Genomic DNA, 17,366 nt, shown 5'->3' on the forward strand with positions numbered 1-17,366 from the left:
ATTCGCTGCAAGGTTGCAGGCACTGCAACAATGGAGGCATGACGGACGACGGACTGCGCGCACGCAAGCGCCGCCGCACGAGCGCGGCGATCCAGCGCGCCGCCCTCGAGCTCGCGCTCGAGCGCGGCGACCTCCACCCTCCCGTCGACGCGATCGCCGAGCGCGCCGACGTGAGCCCTCGCACCTTCTTCAACTACTTCCCGACCCGCGACGAGGCGCTCGTGGGCGAACCCATGCGCTTCCCCGAGGACGCCGATCCCGCCGTCGGCGCCGACCTGCTCGACATGCTCGAGACGACGGCGCTGCGCGTGCTGGGCGACCGCGAGCTCGATCGCGACCTCATCCTGCTGCGCCGCGACGTCATGCGGCAGCACCCCGAGCTGTTCGCGCGCCGCATGGTGCAGAGCCACGAGATCGAGCAGCAGCTCGTGCGGCTCGCCGAGCGGCGGGCGCGGCTCGACGGCTCGGATCGGCCCCATGAGCGCGGTCGCATCGCCGCGCTCATCGCCATGGGCGCGCTGCGTGCGGGCTGGATGCGCTGGGTCGATCGCGCCGGCGCCGAGTCGCTCGACGACGCCGTGCGCGCGACGTTCGACGAGGTGCGGCGCATGGTGCGGGAGGCCGTGCAGGTCTGAGGCCGACGCGACGGGGCCGTGGCGTCCGGCGTTCCGCGTGTCACGGTCCGGTCACGACCTGGCGATACGGCCGATCACGGCTCGCGAGCGCGGGTAGCGTACGTCGGAACGCGTGCGATGCCGCCGACCGGTCGGCTCCGCCGTACGCCCGTCACAGCACCAGACCCAGGAGGTCACCGTGTCCCGACCCGCATCCCGGCGCCGCGCCATCGCGGCGCTCGCCGGCGGCACCGCAGCAGTCGTCGCACTCGTCGGCTGCGTGCAGAGCGAGCGCGACGAGCCCGGCGCCGGCGGAGAGGACGGCGTCGACTCGACGTTCGTCTTCGCCGCGTCGAGCGACCCCGCGAGCCTCGACCCCGCCTTCGCGAGCGACGGCGAGTCGTTCCGCGTCTCGCGGCAGATCTTCGAGGGCCTCGTCGGCGTCGAGCCCGGCACCGCCGACCCCGCGCCACTGCTCGCGACCGAGTGGGACCAGTCGGACGACGGCCTGTCCTACACCTTCCAGCTGCAGGACGGCGTGACCTTCCACGACGGCACCGCGTTCGACGCCGAGGCCGTCTGCTTCAACTTCGACCGCTGGTACAACTTCGAGGGCGTCGCGCAGGCCGAGAGCATGGCCTACTACTACACGAGCCTCTTCAAGGGCTACGCCGACAGCCCCGAGGACGCGGTCTACGCGTCGTGCTCGGCCGACGAGGACCTCGTCGCGACCGTGACGCTCGCCAAGCCGTTCGCCGGCTTCATCGCGGCGCTGTCGCTGCCCGCCTTCGCGATGCAGTCGCCGACGGCGCTGCAGGAGTACGACGCCGACGCCGTCGGCGGCACCGAGGAGGCTCCCACGCTCTCGGAGTACGCGCAGGGCCACCCCGTGGGCACCGGCCCCTTCGCGTTCGACTCGTGGGAGGTCGGCTCGCAGGTGCAGCTGAGCGCCTACGACGACTACTGGGGCGAGCAGGGCGACGTGCAGGAGATCATCTTCCGCGTGATCGACGACCCGACCGCGCGCCGCCAGGCGCTCGAGGCCGGCGACATCGACGGCTACGACCTCGTGAGCCCCGCCGACGCGGCTGCGCTCGAGGACGACGGCTACCTCATCGAGTCGCGCGACCCCTTCACGATCCTCTACCTCGGCATGAACCAGCAGGTGCCCGAGCTGCAGGACGTGCGCGTGCGCCAGGCCATCACGATGGCGATCGACCGCGACCAGCTCGTGTCGCAGACGCTGCCCGAGGGCACCGAGGTCGCCAACCAGTTCATCCCGCCGTCGGTCGCGGGCTACAACGACGAGGTCACCGAGTACCCGTACGACCCCGAGGGCGCGCGCGAGCTGCTCGCCGAGGCGGGCTACCCGGATGGCTTCACGATCCAGTTCAACTACCCGACGAACGTGTCGCGTCCGTACATGCCGAACCCGGAGGAGATCTTCACGAACATCTCCGCCCAGCTCGAGGAGGTGGGCATCACGGTCGACCCGCAGCCGAACGCGTGGTCGCCCGACTACCTCGACCGCATCCAGGGCGGCTCGGATCACGGCCTGCACCTGCTCGGCTGGACCGGCGACTACAACGACACCGACAACTTCCTCGGCGTCTTCTTCGGCAGTCAGTCGAACGAGTGGGGCTTCGACAACGAGCAGCTGTTCGCCGACCTCGCCGAGGCGCGCGGCATCCCGGACCTCGACGAGCAGATCCCGCTCTACGAGGCCATCAACGAGGAGGTCGCGACCTTCATCCCGGGCGTGCCGCTCGCGCACCCCGCGCCGTCGCTGGCGTTCTCCGATCGCGTCGACTCGTACCCGACGAGCCCGGTGAACGACGAGGTGTTCAACATGATCGAGCTGAACTCGTAGCCACGAGGTCCATCTCGACCATCGGCGGGAGGGGCGCTGCGCAGCGCCCCTCCCGCCGCACCTGACGAAAGGCCCGTGTGCTCCGCGTCATCGGCAAGCGGCTGCTGCTCCTCGTCCCGACCCTCGTCGGCCTGAGCCTGCTGCTCTTCCTGTGGGTCCGCGCCCTCCCGGGCGGACCCGCCACCGCGCTCCTCGGCGAGCGCGCCACCCCCGAGGCGGTCGAGCGCATCAACGCGCTCTACGGCTTCGACCGCCCCGTGCTCGAGCAGTACGTCACCTACATGGGGCGACTGCTCACGGGCGACTTCGGCGTCTCGATCGAGACCGGGCGCCCCGTGCTCGAGGAGTTCGCCAGGCGCTTCCCGGCGACGCTCGAGCTCGCGACCTTCGCGATCCTCTTCGCGGTGATCATCGGCATCCCGCTGGGCTACTTCGCCGCGAAGCACTACGGTCGGCTCGTCGACCACGGCTCGGTCGTGCTGAGCCTCATGGGCATCGTCATCCCGGTGTTCTTCCTGGCCTTCATCCTCAAGTACGTCTTCGCGGTGCAGCTCGGCTGGTTCCCGCCCGACGGCCGGCAGGATCCGCGCATCGACGCCACGCACTTCACGGGGTTCTGGGTGCTCGACGGCTTGCTCACGGGCGAGCTCGACGCCGCGTGGGATGCCTTCCTGCACCTCGTGCTGCCGGGCATCGCCCTCGGCACCATCCCGCTCGCGATCATCGTGCGCATCACACGCGCGAGCGTGCTGGACGTGCTCGGCGCCGACTACGTGCGCACGGCGCGCGCGAAGGGCATCCTCGAGTCGACGATCCGCGACCGCTTCGTGCTGCGCAACGCCATGCTGCCGGTCGTGACGACCATCGGCCTGCAGGTCGGCCTGCTCATCTCGGGCGCCGTGCTCACCGAGACCGTCTTCGCGTTCTCGGGCATCGGGCAGTTCCTCGCCTCGTCGATCTTCGCGCGCGACTTCCCCGTGCTGCAGGGCTTCATCCTCTTCATCGCGATCGGCTACGCCCTCATCAACCTGATCGTCGACGTCAGCTACTCGTTCATCGACCCAAGGGTGCGTGTCCAGTGAGCGCCGTCCTCCCTCCCGCCAGCGACGCGAGCATCGCGCCGGAGCCTCAGGAGCCGAAGGGCGGTCCTGCGCCGCGCGAGGCCGGCACGAGCGTGTGGGGCGCCGCGTTCGCCAGGATGCGGCGCAACCCGCAGGCGATCGCCGGTGCCGCCATCGTCGCGCTCTTCGTGCTCGTCGCGATCCTCGCCCCCGTGCTCGCGCCGTACGCCGGCACGGCGCTGCCGGGCCGAGCCGACATCACGCCCACGCACATCCCCGTGCCGGGCGAGCTCGCGCAGTTCCCGCTCGGCCTCGACCGCTTCGGCGGCGACGTGCTGTCGAAGCTCATCTGGGGCGCGCAGGCGTCGCTGCTCATCGGCCTCGTCTCCACGGCGCTCGGCCTCGTGGGCGGCATGCTGCTCGGCCTCGTCGCCGCCGGGTTCGGCGGCTGGGTCGACAACCTCGTCATGCGCGTCGTCGACATCCTGCTGTCGGTGCCGAACCTGCTCCTCGCCGTCTCGATCGCGGCGGTGCTCGGGCAGACCCCTGCGGCCGTCATGATCGCCATCGGCGCGAGCCAGGTGCCGATCTTCGCCAGGCTGCTGCGATCGTCGATGCTGCAGCAGCGCTCGGCGGACTACGTGCTCGCTGCGCAGACGCTCGGGTTGTCGCGACGCACGATCACGATGAGCCACGTGCTGCCGAACTCCCTCGGCCCCGTCGTCGTGCAGGCGACGCTCGCGCTCGCGACGGCCGTCATCGACGCGGCGGCGCTGTCCTTCCTCGGCCTCGGCGGCGGTCGCCCCGAGACGGCCGAGTGGGGTCGCATGCTCACGTACGCGCAGAACGAGCTCGCGATCGCGCCGCATCTGGCGTTCCTGCCGGGCATCTGCATCGCGATCACGGCGCTCGGGTTCACGCTCTTCGGCGAGTCGCTGCGCGAGGCGCTCGACCCGCGTCAGCGGAAGGCATAGCGCTGCGTCGCTGATTGGGCAGTACTGGTTCGCGACACGCCGTGGAGCAAACCAGCACTGCCCACTCGAGCGTCAGAAGTGGCCAATCGGCGACGCGTCAGGCCGCGCCGAGCTCCGCGCCGGGGATCGATGCCAGCAGCTGCCGCGTGTAGGGATGCCGCGGGTTCTGGAAGAGCTCCTCGCTCGGCGCCTGCTCGACGATCTCGCCGTGCTGCATCACGGCGACGTGGTCGCTGATGAGCCGCACGACGGCGAGGTCGTGCGAGATGAAGAGGTACGACAGGCCGAGCTCGCGCTGTAGCTCGCCGAGCAGATGCAGGATCTGCGACTGCACGAGCACGTCGAGCGCCGAGACGGGCTCGTCGCACACGACGAGGTCGGGCTTGAGCGCGAGCGCGCGCGCGATCGCGACGCGCTGCCGCTGGCCGCCGGAGAGCTCGCCGGGGTAGCGCCGCAGCATCGACTGCGGCAGCGCCACCTGATCCATGAGCTCGGCGACGCGAGCGCGGCGCTCGGCGCGCGATCCACGCCGGTACGCGTCGAGCGGCTCGCCGACGATGCGCCCGATCGTGAACGACGGGTTGAGCGACGAGTACGGATCCTGGAAGACGGGCTGCACCCGCTGCCGGAACGAGCGCAGCGCGTCGCCCTTCAGGTCCGCGATCTCCTGCCCCTCGAACAGCATGGAGCCGGAGGTGGGCTCGACGGCCTTCAGCAGCATGCGCGCCGTCGTCGTCTTGCCGGAGCCGGACTCGCCGACGATCGCGACCGTGCGACCGCGGGGGATCGTGAACGACACGTCCTTGGCGGCGGTGAAGTCCTCGCCACCGCGCACGGGGTAGACCTTCGTGAGCCCCTGCACGACGACGAGGTCGTCGGAGGCGGCGGCCTGGGCACCCTCGGCGCCGTGCTCGATGACCTCGGCACGCGCAGCCGCCACGGAGGGCGCCGCGGCGACGAGCGCCTTCGTGTACTCGTGCTGCGGGTTCGTGAGGATCTCGGATGCGGGGCCGGCCTCGACGACGCGGCCGCGGTGCATGACGACGACCTTCGACGCGCGCTCGGCGGCGAGGCCGAGGTCGTGGGTGATGAGCAGCACGCTCGTGCCGAGCTCGCGCGTCAGCGCGTCGATCTGGTCGAGGATCGTGCGCTGCACGGTGACGTCGAGGGCGCTCGTCGGCTCGTCGGCGATGAGCAGGCGCGGCGCGCACGCGAGCCCGATCGCGATGAGCGCGCGCTGGCGCATGCCACCCGAGAACTCGTGCGGGTACTGGTTCGCGCGGTGCTCGCCGTCGGGCAGGCCCGCGGCCGACAGCGCCTCGACGACCTTCGTGCCCACGTCGCGGCGCGTGGCCTTCCTGTGCACGAGCAGCGTCTCGGCGACCTGCGTGCCGATCTTCGAGACGGGGTTGAGGTTCGACATCGGATCCTGCGGCACCATGCCGATCTCCGCGCCGCGCAGGCTGCGCATCCGCGCCTCCGACAGTCCGACGAGCTCGCGCCCGTCGAGCTGGATCGAGCCGCCCGCGATGGTGGCGTTGGAGGCGAGCAGGCGGATGATCGCCATCGCCGTGGTCGACTTGCCCGAGCCCGACTCGCCGACGATCGCGACGGTCTCGCCCTGCTCGACGTCGAACGAGACGTGCTGCACGGCCTCGACCGTCCCCGCCATCGTGCGGAACGTCACCTGCAGGTCGCGCACGCGCAGCAGCGGCACGTGCTCGTCCGCGTTCGCGGGGGAGGCGGCAGGGGCGGATGCGGCTGCGGCGTCGTCCACGTGGGGCTCGACGGGCTCGGCGGCGGGCTCGCTCATCCCGCCATCCTGCCGCAGCGGATCGTGCCGCGCGGCGCTGCAGCGCGGATCGTCACACGACCGTAGCCTTCGCGCCCCGAGCGGACCCGGATGCGGTTCGCGGCGCCGCGAGGATGCGCTAGCATTGCTGATCGTGCCGCCGTGCGGCGCACGCCACCTTAGCTCAGTCGGCAGAGCGATTCACTCGTAATGAATAGGTCAAGGGTTCGATTCCCTTAGGTGGCTCCACAGGACGAAGGCCCCCGCGTGAGCGGGGGCCTTCGTCGTCGATCACTCCGGCAGCGTGGGCTCGCGACGGAGCGAGCCGGTCGTGCCGCCTGGGCCGAGCGGCCACGCGACGAGCGCGAGCATCGCGGCGCCCGCGACGGCGATCGGCACGGCGATGGGTGCCGCGGACGGCAGCGCGATCGTCGCGAGGACGCCGACGACGACCGCCGTGGCGAGGCTGCCGACATGGCGCGGGCGACGCAGGGCGCGCTGCGCGCGACGCAGGGCAGTGCGATCCATGCCGAGCACGCTCCCCGCGGCGATCGGGGATACGGTGAGAGCCGTGCCCGACGCCCCCGACATGCAGCACTGGCCCACGGGTCGCCTGCTCGCGACGGCGGCGCGCATGGTCGAGCACGCATGGCACGACACGCTGCAGGGCGTCGGGATCACGCATGCGGGGCTCATCGTGCTCGACCTGCTCGCCGACGGTCCGCTCGCGCAGGCGGAGATCGCCCGCCGCGCGCGCGTCGAGGTGCAGACGATGTCCCGCACCCTCGAGCGGCTCGAGCGCGAGGGGCACGTCGAGCGGACGCCCGACCCGAGGGATCGACGCTCGCGGCTCGTGACGCGCACGCCGGCCGGGGAGGCGGCGTGGACGCGCGCGTGGTCGCTCGAGACGAGCGCCGTGCCGGCCGTCGACGACCCCGACCTGCTGCGCGCGCAGCTCCTGCAGATCGTGCGGGCGCTGAGCGCCGAGCGCTGGTCCTGATCCGGCCGTGCTCGGGGTCGCGGAAGATCGTCAGCCAGCGTAGTATCTGCTCCATGGCCAGAGCGCTCCTCATCGTCGACGTCCAGAACGACTTCACCGAAGGCGGTGCCCTCGCGTGCGCCGGCGGCGCCGCGGTCGCGGCTGCGATCACCGAGCACGTGCGCGAGAGCGACTACGACCTCGTCGTCGCGAGCCGCGACTGGCACCACGGCGACGACGACAACGGCGGGCACTTCGCGACCGGCGAGCCCGACTTCATCGACACCTGGCCCGTCCACTGCGTCGCGGGCACGCCCGGTGCGGAGTACCACCCCGCGCTCGACGCGAGCCTCGTCGACGTGCACGTCTACAAGGGTCAGGGCGAGCCGGCCTACTCGGCGTTCGAGGGCGAGACGGAGGACGGCGCGACGCTCGCCTCGGTGCTCGACGAGCGCGGCATCGACGAGCTCGTCGTCGTCGGCATCGCGACCGACCACTGCGTGAAGGCTTCCGCGCTCGACGGCCTGCCCGTCGTGCCGACCGTCACGGTCGTCGACGCGCTGACGGCCGCCGTCGCCCCCGGCACGCGCGCCGCCGCGCTCACCGAGCTCGCCGACGCCGGCGTCGCCGTCCGATGAGCGCCCCCGCCCCCGCCGAGCGATCCGACGCCCGCCCGGCGCCCGCTCCCACGCGCTCCCGCGTGCCGCGCTGGCTGCGAGCCCTCATCCCCGCCGTGCTCATCGTCGGCTGGCTCGCGGCCCTCGGCGTCGGCGGCCCGACGTTCGGCAGGCTCGAGGAGGTCGTCGAGAACGACCAGGCGGCCTTCCTGCCGCAGTCGGCCGACGCGACGGCCGTGCAGGAGGCGCTGCCCGGCTTCCTCGGGGCCGACCGCATCCCCGCGATCGTCGTGCTCGAGGGCGACGGCGCGCTCAGCGACGCGCAGCTCGCCGACGCGCAGACGCTCGCGGAGGACGTCGCCGGCGTCGACGGCGTCGTCGAGGCCTCGCCCGCGATCCCGAGCGAGGACGGCGAGGCGGTGCAGATCGTCGCCGTCGTCGACTCGAGCGACTCCGAGACGGTCGACGCGGCCGTCGAGGCCATCCGCGCGCTCGTCGCCGACGCGCCCGACGGCCTCACGGGCGCCGTCACGGGGCCGGCGGGCTTCGCCGCCGACATCGCCGAGGCCTTCGGCGGCATCGACGGCATCCTGCTGCTCGTCGCGCTCGCCGCCGTGCTCGTCATCCTCATCGTCGTCTACCGCTCGCCGCTGCTGCCGATCCTCGTGCTGCTGACGTCGGTTGCGGCGCTGTGCCTCGCGATCCTCGTGGTCTTCGCGCTCGCGCAGGCGGGCATCCTGCAGCTCAGCGGGCAGACGCAGGGCATCTTGTTCATCCTCGTCGTCGGCGCGGCCACCGACTACGCGCTGCTCTACACCGCGCGCTACCGCGAGGCGCTCACGCAGCACGCCAGGCGATGGGATGCGACGGTCGCGGCGTGGAAGGGCTCGTTCGAGCCGATCCTCGCCTCGGGCGGCACCGTGATCGCCGGCCTGCTGTGCCTGCTGCTGTCGGATCTGCAGTCGAACCGGCAGCTGGGTCCCGTCGCCGCCATCGGCATCGCCATGGCGCTGCTCGCGGGCCTCACGATGCTGCCGGCGCTGCTCTACGCCGTCGGCCGCGTCGCGTTCTGGCCCGTCATGCCGCGGCACCACGGTGCGCACGAGCACGCGCCGACGCACGCGCGCCGCGAGCGCGTCGGCCTCTGGGCGCGCGTCGCCGGCCTCGTCGGCCGTCGCCCGCGACCCGTCTGGATCGTGACCGCCGTCGTGCTCGCGGCCGGCGCCGTCGGCATGACGCAGCTGCAGGCGAACGGCGTGCCCTCGAGCGAGTTCGTCGTCGGCGCCTCGCAGGCGCGCGACGGCCAGCAGGTGCTCTCCGACCACTTCCCCGGCGGCTCCGGCGCGCCCACCTACGTGCTCGCGCCCGAGGGCGACCTCGACGCGGTCGCGAGCGTCGCTGCGGGTGTCGACGGCGTCGACGCGGTCGCGGCGACGAGCGAGGACGCGCCGGGCGGCACGGTGCCCGTCGGGGACGCGCAGCCCGTGCCCGGGATGCCGATGGGCGAGCCGCAGGTCGTCGACGGCCAGGTGCTGTTGCAGCTCACGCTCGACGCGGCCCCCGACTCGGATGCGGCGCAGCAGACGGTGCGCGACCTGCGCGCCGCGCTCGCGGACGCCGACCTCTCGGACGCGCTCGTCGGCGGCACCACCGCGACGGCCGTCGACACGAACGACACCGCCATCCACGACCGGGCGCTCATCATCCCCATCGTGCTCGGTGTCATCCTCGTGATCCTCGCGCTGCTGCTGCGGGCGATCGTCGCCCCGATCCTCCTCATCCTGACGACCGTGCTGTCGTTCGGGACCGCGCTCGGGGTCGGCGCGCTCATCCTCCACGCGATCGGGCGCGAGGCGATGGACCCGTCGGTGCCGCTGTTCTCGTTCGTGTTCCTCGTGGCGCTCGGCGTCGACTACAACATCTTCCTCATGACGCGGGTGCGCGAGGAGGCGCTGCGGCTCGGCCATCGCGAGGGCGTGCTCACCGGCCTCAGGGTCACGGGCAGCGTCATCACCTCGGCGGGCGTCGTGCTCGCGGCGACCTTCGCGGCGCTCGGGGTCATCCCCGTGCTCTTCCTGCTGCAGATCGCGATCATCGTGGCGCTCGGCGTGCTCATCGACACCGTGCTCGTGCGCTCGCTGCTCGTGCCCGCCCTCGCGCTCGACATCGGGCGTGCGACGTGGTGGCCGTCGCGGCTGTCGCGGTCGACGCCGAAGGACTGACGTCGCAGGCGGCGAGGTGCGGTCGCCATCGGGGCCGCACCTCGGCGCAGCGACCGCACCTCGGAGCTCGTCAGGCGCTGGGCTCCGCGGTGGCCTGCAGCCACGCCCAGAGGGTCGCGCGATCGGCGAAGGCGTGCAGGTCGAGCCCGAGCTCGCGGCCGAGCGCGAGGATGCGGTCGCGCAGCGAGTGCCGGTGCATGCCCGCCGCGCGGGCGGCCGCGTCCCACGCGCAGTCGTGCGCGAACCAGACGCGGGCCAGCGCGAGCGACGCGCGCCCTTCGTCGGTCGTGAGCAGGTCGCCGAGGTGCGCGATGGCCGCCGCGCGCGCCGCGTCGTCGGCGAGCAGGCCGAGGATGCCGTCGTCGCCGGGCGCGAACGTCGCCGAGCCCAGGCCGTCGCGACGGGCGCGAGCGAGGGCCGTCGTCGCCTGCGCGAGCGCCGCCGACGCGCCGTCCCAGCCCGCGGGCGCGCTCCAGCCGACCGTCGCATCGGCGAGCGCTGCCGCGAGCGCAGGCCGATCCGCGTCGGCGGCGACGACGACGGTGCCGCCGTGGTGCGTCGTGACGAGGACGGGTCCCGCCGCGTCGGCGTCGATCGCGACCCTGCCGTCGACCGCCGCCACGACCACGGGCGCGGTCGGCAGCGCCTCGCCCGCGCGGGCGAGCAGCGCGCCGGCCCGCGCGGCGTCGCCCGCGAGCGCCTCGTCGACGATGGCGGACTCGAGCGCCGCGAGCCGATCGCGAGCCGGCTGCGCCGAGGACAGCGCGAGGTCGAGCAGCGTCGCGGCCGTCGTCACGACCGAGCGGGCGGCGGCGTCGAGCGCCGTCGAGCCCGTGAGGGCGAGGACGCCGTGCGCGAGGCCCGCGCCGAGCGACTGCACCAGCATCCACCCGCCGTCGTCGCGCGCGGTCGTGCGCGCGGTGCGCCGTCCCGTGCGCAGCGCGGCCCGCGCCTCCTCGGCGAGGGCGCCGTCGATCGTCGCGGCGGAGGCGACGCGCAGGCGGGCGCGCGCATCCAGCAGCGCGACGTCGGCGCCCAGCTCGCGCGCGAGCGTCCGCACGACGGCGTCCGGCGCGTCCGCGCGGCTCGCGGCCGCACCGACCGCGCGCTGCGCCTCGGACGCCCAGCGCTCGCGCGCCGCGCCGCGCTCCGCGTTCCAGCGGATGATCGCGAGGAAGGAGGTGTCGTAGGGCACCTCGAAGAGCGGCAGGTCGGCCTCGCGCGCGGCGGCGACGAGCGTGGGCGGGACCGAGCGGGCGTGCAGGCCCGTGCCGAAGCCGATGCCCAGCACGCCGGCGTCGACGAGCGCGCGCACGTAGCGCGGGGCGGCGGTCTCGTCGTCGACGAGCTGCCTGCCGGTCGTGAGCAGCACGTGGTCGGGAGCGAGGAACGGGGTCGGGTCGGCCAGGTCGGAGCTCGCGATCCATGAGATCGGACGCGTGGCGCGCTCGTCGCCGTCGACGAGGGGAAGGAGCGCGAGGGAGGGCTCGGCGACGAGCGCCTCGACGGTGCCGAGGACCGGGATGCGGGACGCCATGTGTCCATCGTGCCATGAAGGCATGAAGCGATCACCGATCTGCCGATCTGGCAGACGCGGACGGTCGCGCGCGTCCCTAGCGTGAGCAGCAGCCGCACCGCATCCAGGAGGAGCCCACCGTGACCACGCTGCAGGAGACCACCGCCCCCGCCGCCCCGCTCGGCGGGCCCGAGCTGCCGCAGGAACGCAGGCTCGTCACGGCGATCCCCGGCCCGCGCTCGCAGGAGCTCCTGGCCCGGAAGGCGGACGCCGTCGCCCGCGGCGTCGGCATGACGATGCCCGTCTTCGTCGCCGCGGCCGGTGGCGGCGTCGTCGTCGACGTGGACGGCAACTCGCTCATCGACCTCGGCTCCGGCATCGCCGTGACCTCCGTGGGCAACGCGAACCCCGGCGTCGTCGCCGCCGCATCCGCCCAGCTCGAGCAGTTCACGCACACGTGCTTCACCGTCACCGGCTACGAGGGATACGTCGCCGTCGCCGAGGCGCTCAACCGGCTCACGCCCGGCGACTTCGCCAAGCGCACCGCCCTGTTCAACTCCGGCGCCGAGGCGGTCGAGAACGCCGTGAAGATCGCCCGCTCGGCCACCCGCCGCTCGACGATCGTCGCCTTCGACCACGCGTACCACGGCCGCACGAGCCTCACGATGGCGCTCACGGCCAAGTCGATGCCGTACAAGCGCGGCTTCGGCCCGTTCGGCGCCGACGTGCATCGCGCGCCGATGTCCTATCCCTTCCGCGATGGCCTGTCGGGCGTCGAGGCGGCGCGCATCGCGATCGAGCGCATCGAGCGGCAGTGCGAGACCGACGAGATCGCCGCCGTCATCGTCGAGCCCATCCAGGGCGAGGGCGGCTTCGTGGTGCCCGCCGACGGCTTCCTGCCCGCGATCGCCGACTGGGCGCGCGGCCACGGCATCGTCGTCATCGCCGACGAGGTGCAGACGGGCTTCGCGCGCACCGGCGCGATGTTCGCCTCCGAGCACTTCGGCTTCGAGCCCGACCTCGTCGTCACGGCGAAGGGCCTCGCGGGCGGGCTGCCGCTGTCGGCCGTGACCGGCCGCGCCGAGATCATGGATGCCGCGCACCCCGGTGGCCTCGGCGGCACGTATGGCGGCAACCCCGTCGCGTGCGCCGCGGCGCTCGCAGCCATCGACGCGTTCGAGGGCGGGCTCGTCGAGCGCGCCCGCGAGATCGAGGCGATCGCCCTCGAGCGGCTGCGCTCCGCGCAGGCATCCGACCCCCGCATCGGCGACGTCCGCGGACGCGGCGCCATGCTCGCGATCGAGCTCGTCGACCAGGTCACGGGCCGCCCCGACGCCGCGCTCACCGCGCGGGTCGCGGCCGCCGTCCACGCTCGGGGCGTCGTGCTGCTGACATGCGGCACCGACGGCAACGTCGTGCGGCTGCTGCCACCGCTCGCCATCACCGACGCGCTGCTGCGCGAGGGCCTCGAGGTCCTCTGCGCCGCCATCGCCGACGCCTGACCAGGCCGCCCATCCATCCGCCTAGGCTGAGACCAGATCCGCGAAGGAGCATCATGACGCACCACGACGAGACCGCACTGCTCGAGGGCGTGCACGGCGCGCTGTACATCGACGGCGAGTGGGTGCCCGGCGAGGACGGCACCATCGACGTCATCGACCCGTCGACGGGCGAGACGATCAAGACGATCGCGAACGGCTCCGTCGCGGACGGCGTGCGTGCGCTCGACGCCGCCGTCGCGGCGCAGGACGACTGGGCGCGCACGCCCGCGCGCGTGCGCGGCGAGATCCTGCGCAAGGCGTGGGAGCTGCTGCAGGAGCGCAAGGAGGACTTCGCGCTGCTCATGACCCTCGAGATGGGCAAGCCGCTCGCCGAGGCGCGCGGCGAGGTCGCCTACGGCGGCGAGTTCCTGCGCTGGTTCTCGGAGGAGGCCGTGCGCATCGAGGGCCGCTACTCGCCGAACCCCGAGGGCACGGGCCAGATGATCGTCACGCACCGCCCCGTGGGGCCTTGCTACCTCATCACGCCCTGGAACTTCCCGCTCGCGATGGCGACGCGCAAGATCGCCCCGGCGATCGCGGCGGGCTGCACCGCCGTCGTGAAGCCGGCCACGCTCACGCCGCTGACGACGCTCGCGTTCGCGCAGCTGCTCGAGGACGCGGGGCTGCCCAAGGGCGTCATCAACGTCGTGACGACGCGCAGCACGGGGGCGCTCAGCGAGCGGATCATGGCGGACGACCGCCTCCGCAAGGTCTCGTTCACGGGCTCGACGCCCGTCGGCGTGGGACTGCTGAAGCAGGCGGCCGACACCGTGCTCAAGGCGTCGATGGAGCTCGGCGGCAACGCGCCGTTCGTCGTGTTCGAGGATGCGGACCTCGACAAGGCCGTCGAGGGCGCCATGCTCGCGAAGTTCCGCAACATCGGGCAGGCGTGCACGGCGGCGAACCGCTTCATCGTGCACGAGTCGATCGCCGACGAGTTCGCAGCTCGCATCACCGAGAGGGTGCAGGGCATGAAGGTCGGCCGCGGCACCGAGGAGGGCGTGCAGATCGGCCCGCTCGTCGAGCCGAAGGCCGTGGACAACGCCGTCCGCCTCGTCGAGGAGGCGGTCGCGGCGGGCGCCGTCGTCACGACGGGCGGGAAGGCCATCGAGGGTGCGGGCTCGTTCTTCGAGCCGACGGTCATCGACCGCGTCTCCGCCGACATGTCCGTGTCCGTGGAGGAGATCTTCGGACCCGTCGTGGGCATCCAGCGCTTCGCCACGGAGGAGGATGCCGTGCGGCTCGCGAACGCCACCGAGTACGGCCTCGTCGGCTACGTCTTCACGCAGGACGCCGCGCGCGGCCAGCGCATGATCGACCTCATCGACACGGGCATGATGGGCCTCAACGTCGGCGTCGTCTCGAACGCCGCCGGTCCGTTCGGCGGCGTGAAGCAGTCCGGCCTCGGGCGCGAGGGAGGAGCCGAGGGCATCTACGAGTACCTCGAGACGAAGTACACGCTCATGCCGAGCCCGTACGCCTGATCCCGACGATGGGCGTGGACGAGCTCGACCCCGCGGTCGTCCAAGCCGTGGCGGCGTACCTGCGCGCCGCCGACCGTCTCCTGCCCGGCCGGGTCGTCGCCTGCGCGATCGCCGGCTCGATCGCCCTTCGCGCCTACCGCCCGGGCAGGAGCGACATCGATCTGCTCGTGGTGCTCGGCGGCGGCGCCATCCGCAGGCGCGACATGCGGCGGCTGCGGCGCCTGCATCGCTCGCAGCTGCCGCGCATCGCAGCACGGGTCGTGCGCGGGCACGGGCTGTCGGCGACGTGCAACGCGTCGTTCGTGCACGTCAGCGAGCTCACGCGCCCCGTGCGCGCCATCCGACCCATCGCGAGCCACGTCGGCGAGCGCTTCGCGGTGAGCGAGGCGTTCGACGTGAACCCTGTGGTGTGGCGCGAGCTCGTCGACGGCGGCGTCGTGCTGCGCGGCGGTCCCATCGCCGGCTGGGGGCTCGACCCCGAGCCCGCAGCGCTCCAGGCATGGTGCCGGGAGAACCTCGAGGGGTACTGGCGCGCGCAGCGCGACGCCCTCGCCGCACGGCGGCTGCCGATGTCGACCGCGACGCTCGAGTGGTGCGTGCTCGGCCCCGCCCGACTCGACGCGACGCTCGTGACGCACCGCATCCTGTCGAAGGATCAGGCGGGCGTCGTCGCGCTCGCACGCTTCCCGGAGGCGGCGGGCGTCGTCGACGTCGCGCTCGCGCACCTGCGCGACGAGCCGCTGCCGTCCGAGCCGCCGCGCGCACAGTGGCGCGATCGGACGATCGCGCTCATGACGGCGATCCTCGACGCGGCGGGCGGCCCCGTGCGCCGGGGCGCGGCCTCCTAGCCCTGCTCGGCGGGCACGAGCAGCTGGTGCTCGGCGAGCTCGCGGTAGAGCGGGCTCGTCGCGAGCAGCTCGTCGTGGGTGCCGGTCGCGACGACGCGACCGGCGTCGAGCACGACGATCTGGTCGGCGTCGACGACCGTCGAGAGCCGATGCGCGATGACGAGCAGCGTGCGGCCCGCGGCGACCTCGTCGATCGCGGCCTGCAGCTGCGCCTCGTTGCGGCCGTCGAGGCTCGACGTCGACTCGTCGAGCAGCAGCAGGCCCGGCGCCGCGAGCAGGGCGCGCGCGATGGCGAGCCGCTGCCGCTCCCCGCCGGAGAGTCGCACGCCGCGCTCGCCGACGACGGCGTCCAGCCCCTCCGGCGAGCGGTCGACGACGTCGCGGAGGTTGACGCGTCCGAGCACGTCGAGGAGCCGCTCGTCGGTCGCGTCGGGGGAGGCGAGCAGCAGGTTGTCGCGGATGGTGCCCGCGAGCACCGGCGCGTCCTGCTCGACGTAGCCGATGCCGGCCCGCAGCGCGCGTCGATCGACGGAGCGCACGTCGCGACCTCCCACGACGATGCGACCGGCCGTCGGGTCGTAGAAGCGCTCGACGAGCGCGAAGAGGGTCGACTTGCCGGCGCCCGAGGGGCCGACGATCGCCGTGCGCGTGCCGGGCGCGACCGTGAACGACACGTCGTGGAGCACGATCGGCGACTCGATCGGCGCATCCGCGTCGTCGGCGAGCGAGCCCTCGACAGCAAGGCGCGAGCGCACCACCGACTCCGGGTACCGGAACGAGACGCCCTCGAACGCGACGGCGTCGGCCGTTGGCGTCGCGTCGACGACGAGGTCGCCCGCATCCTCCGGCGCGAGGCGCACGATCTCCTGGATGCGGCCGAGCGCGCCGAGCGCGGTCGAGACCGCGGTGACGGCGCCGATCATCTGGCCCAGCGGGAAGATCATGTACGACAGGAACATCAGGAAGCCGACGAGCGCCGCGATCGACAGGTCGCCCGTCGCGACGCGCAGCCCGCCGACGCCGATGACGACGAGGAACGCGACCTGCACCGCCACGCCCGCGATCGGCACGACGAGCGCCGAGATGCGCGCGACGCGCACGCCGGCGTCGAAGGCGGCCGCGCTGCGCTCGCCCACGACGGCGATCTCGCGATCCGTCGCGTTCGAGGCGCGCACGGTGCGCACGGCCGAGATCGCCCGCTCGAGGGCGCTCGTGAGGTGTCCGACCTGCTCCTGCGCGGCACGGGTGGCCCGCGTGAGCATCGGCATGACGACGAGCACCGCGGCGAACGCGGCGACGACGACGAGCAGCGTGAGCCCGAAGAGCGCCGGGTCGATCACGAGCATCGCCACGATCGCGCCGACGAACGTCAGCAGCCCGCCGACGGACTCCACGAGCCCCTGCGTGAGCACGGCGCGCAGCAGCGTCGTGTCCGAGCCGACGCGCGAGACGAGGTCGCCGGTGCGCCGCTGGTCGAACTCCGCGATCGGCAGGTGCAGGAGGCGTGCGACGAGCTGGGTGCGCGTGCGCAGCACGACGTGCTCGCCGAGGATCTGCAGCAGGAAGTGCTGGAAGCCGCCGAGCGCGGCGTCGACGAGCACGAGGACGACGAGCACCCAGGGCAGCCAGCGCAGCGGCTGCGACTCCTGCACCGCTGTGATGATCTGCTGCACGAGCAGCGGCTGCGCGAGGCTCGTCGCCGCGCCCAGCACCGAGAGCACCAGCGCGCCCGCGAGGAGTCCGCGCTTGGGGAAGAGGTAGGGGAGGAGCTCGCGGACGGATGCCTTCGGCCCGTCGTCCTTCGGTCGGCGCAGGAAGCCTCGTCTCTCGCTCATCGCCCTCCATCCT

General features: G+C 73.1%; 14 protein-coding genes and 1 tRNA gene. 11 read left to right on the forward strand and 4 right to left on the reverse strand.

Annotation, left to right across the window (positions count from 1 at the left end; translation table 11 throughout):
* Nucleotides 1-38: 38 nt before the first annotated feature.
* From C1N71_RS03255 to C1N71_RS03270, 4 genes are all read left to right on the forward strand, one after another.
* Nucleotides 39-635: a TetR/AcrR family transcriptional regulator gene (locus tag C1N71_RS03255; protein WP_137755103.1), complete on the forward strand. Its 597-nt coding sequence runs from the start codon at nt 39-41 to the stop codon at nt 633-635.
* A gap of 178 nt (nt 636-813) precedes the next feature.
* Nucleotides 814-2,484 carry an ABC transporter substrate-binding protein gene (locus C1N71_RS03260; RefSeq protein ID WP_137755104.1) on the forward strand — a complete coding sequence of 557 codons (1,671 nt, stop codon included), beginning with the start codon at nt 814-816 and terminating at the stop codon, nt 2,482-2,484.
* Between the two features lie 77 nt (nt 2,485-2,561).
* Nucleotides 2,562-3,566, forward strand: a complete 1,005-nt coding sequence (locus C1N71_RS03265) for an ABC transporter permease (RefSeq protein WP_137755105.1) — start codon at nt 2,562-2,564, stop codon at nt 3,564-3,566.
* Nucleotides 3,563-4,519 (forward strand): ABC transporter permease, encoded by a 957-nt coding sequence (locus C1N71_RS03270; RefSeq protein ID WP_137755106.1) that lies wholly within the window; start codon nt 3,563-3,565, stop codon nt 4,517-4,519. The genes C1N71_RS03265 and C1N71_RS03270 overlap by 4 nt, the downstream gene beginning before the upstream one ends.
* Before the next feature lie 97 nt (nt 4,520-4,616).
* On the opposite strand, the gene C1N71_RS03275 is transcribed toward C1N71_RS03270, so the two are convergent.
* A complete protein-coding gene (locus C1N71_RS03275; RefSeq protein ID WP_137755107.1) occupies nt 4,617-6,332 on the reverse strand; it encodes an ABC transporter ATP-binding protein in 1,716 nt (571 codons plus the stop codon).
* A gap of 152 nt (nt 6,333-6,484) precedes the next feature.
* Between C1N71_RS03275 and C1N71_RS03280 the strand changes: the two genes are divergently transcribed.
* Nucleotides 6,485-6,560: transfer RNA gene (locus C1N71_RS03280), tRNA-Thr, on the forward strand.
* 42 nt (nt 6,561-6,602) lie between these two features.
* On the opposite strand, the gene C1N71_RS03285 is transcribed toward C1N71_RS03280, so the two are convergent.
* The gene (locus C1N71_RS03285) at nt 6,603-6,839 is read right to left on the reverse strand and encodes a hypothetical protein (RefSeq protein WP_137755108.1); all 237 of its coding nucleotides are present in this window, start codon (nt 6,837-6,839) and stop codon (nt 6,603-6,605) included.
* A 43-nt stretch (nt 6,840-6,882) separates the two neighbouring features.
* On the opposite strand from C1N71_RS03285, the gene C1N71_RS03290 reads away from it, so the two are divergent.
* The 3 genes from C1N71_RS03290 to C1N71_RS03300 are packed head-to-tail and all read left to right on the forward strand — an operon-like array spanning nt 6,883 to nt 10,129.
* Nucleotides 6,883-7,311, forward strand: coding sequence for a MarR family winged helix-turn-helix transcriptional regulator (locus C1N71_RS03290; RefSeq protein WP_254678078.1), 429 nt, complete (start codon nt 6,883-6,885; stop codon nt 7,309-7,311).
* Between the two features lie 53 nt (nt 7,312-7,364).
* Nucleotides 7,365-7,928 (forward strand): isochorismatase family protein, encoded by a 564-nt coding sequence (locus tag C1N71_RS03295; protein ID WP_137755109.1) that lies wholly within the window; start codon nt 7,365-7,367, stop codon nt 7,926-7,928.
* On the forward strand, nt 7,925-10,129 hold the full coding sequence (locus C1N71_RS03300) for an MMPL family transporter (protein WP_137755110.1): 2,205 nt from the start codon (nt 7,925-7,927) through the stop codon (nt 10,127-10,129). Before C1N71_RS03295 ends, C1N71_RS03300 begins: the two co-directional genes overlap by 4 nt.
* Nucleotides 10,130-10,199: 70 nt before the next feature.
* Here C1N71_RS03300 and C1N71_RS03305 read toward each other — a convergent pair whose 3' ends face one another.
* A complete protein-coding gene (locus C1N71_RS03305; protein ID WP_175414077.1) occupies nt 10,200-11,666 on the reverse strand; it encodes a PucR family transcriptional regulator ligand-binding domain-containing protein in 1,467 nt (488 codons plus the stop codon).
* A 119-nt stretch (nt 11,667-11,785) separates the two neighbouring features.
* Between C1N71_RS03305 and gabT the strand changes: the two genes are divergently transcribed.
* Genes gabT through C1N71_RS03320 form a run of 3 tightly spaced genes read left to right on the forward strand, consistent with a single transcriptional unit; the run spans nt 11,786 to nt 15,518 of the window.
* Complete coding sequence (gene gabT, locus C1N71_RS03310; protein WP_254678079.1) at nt 11,786-13,147, forward strand: 4-aminobutyrate--2-oxoglutarate transaminase; 1,362 nt, start codon at nt 11,786-11,788, stop codon at nt 13,145-13,147.
* Nucleotides 13,148-13,200: 53 nt separating this feature from the next.
* Nucleotides 13,201-14,670 (forward strand): NAD-dependent succinate-semialdehyde dehydrogenase, encoded by a 1,470-nt coding sequence (locus tag C1N71_RS03315; RefSeq protein WP_137755113.1) that lies wholly within the window; start codon nt 13,201-13,203, stop codon nt 14,668-14,670.
* A gap of 14 nt (nt 14,671-14,684) precedes the next feature.
* Entirely contained in the window at nt 14,685-15,518 is an 834-nt protein-coding gene (locus C1N71_RS03320) for a DUF4111 domain-containing protein (RefSeq protein WP_254678080.1), read from the forward strand.
* Here C1N71_RS03320 and C1N71_RS03325 read toward each other — a convergent pair.
* The gene (locus C1N71_RS03325; protein WP_137755115.1) at nt 15,515-17,353 is read right to left on the reverse strand and encodes an ABC transporter ATP-binding protein; all 1,839 of its coding nucleotides are present in this window, start codon (nt 17,351-17,353) and stop codon (nt 15,515-15,517) included. The genes C1N71_RS03320 and C1N71_RS03325 overlap by 4 nt on opposite strands.
* Between the last annotated feature and the right edge of the window lie 13 nt (nt 17,354-17,366).

Origin of the sequence: Agrococcus sp. SGAir0287 (assembly GCF_005484985.1) — a bacterium.
Taxonomy (GTDB): domain Bacteria; phylum Actinomycetota; class Actinomycetes; order Actinomycetales; family Microbacteriaceae; genus Agrococcus.

What these genes read in the sequence shown, in the direction of transcription:
- C1N71_RS03285 (WP_137755108.1), bottom strand. Translation starts at nt 6,839, where the DNA reads ATGGATCGCACTGCCCTGCGTCGCGCGCAGCGCGCCCTGCGTCGCCCG.
- C1N71_RS03295 (WP_137755109.1), top strand. Translation starts at nt 7,365, where the DNA reads ATGGCCAGAGCGCTCCTCATCGTCGACGTCCAGAACGACTTCACCGAA.
- C1N71_RS03315 (WP_137755113.1), top strand. Translation starts at nt 13,201, where the DNA reads ATGACGCACCACGACGAGACCGCACTGCTCGAGGGCGTGCACGGCGCG.
- C1N71_RS03255 (WP_137755103.1), top strand. Translation starts at nt 39, where the DNA reads ATGACGGACGACGGACTGCGCGCACGCAAGCGCCGCCGCACGAGCGCG.
- C1N71_RS03275 (WP_137755107.1), bottom strand. Translation starts at nt 6,332, where the DNA reads ATGAGCGAGCCCGCCGCCGAGCCCGTCGAGCCCCACGTGGACGACGCC.
- C1N71_RS03325 (WP_137755115.1), bottom strand. Translation starts at nt 17,353, where the DNA reads ATGAGCGAGAGACGAGGCTTCCTGCGCCGACCGAAGGACGACGGGCCG.
- C1N71_RS03305 (WP_175414077.1), bottom strand. Translation starts at nt 11,666, where the DNA reads ATGGCGTCCCGCATCCCGGTCCTCGGCACCGTCGAGGCGCTCGTCGCC.
- C1N71_RS03300 (WP_137755110.1), top strand. Translation starts at nt 7,925, where the DNA reads ATGAGCGCCCCCGCCCCCGCCGAGCGATCCGACGCCCGCCCGGCGCCC.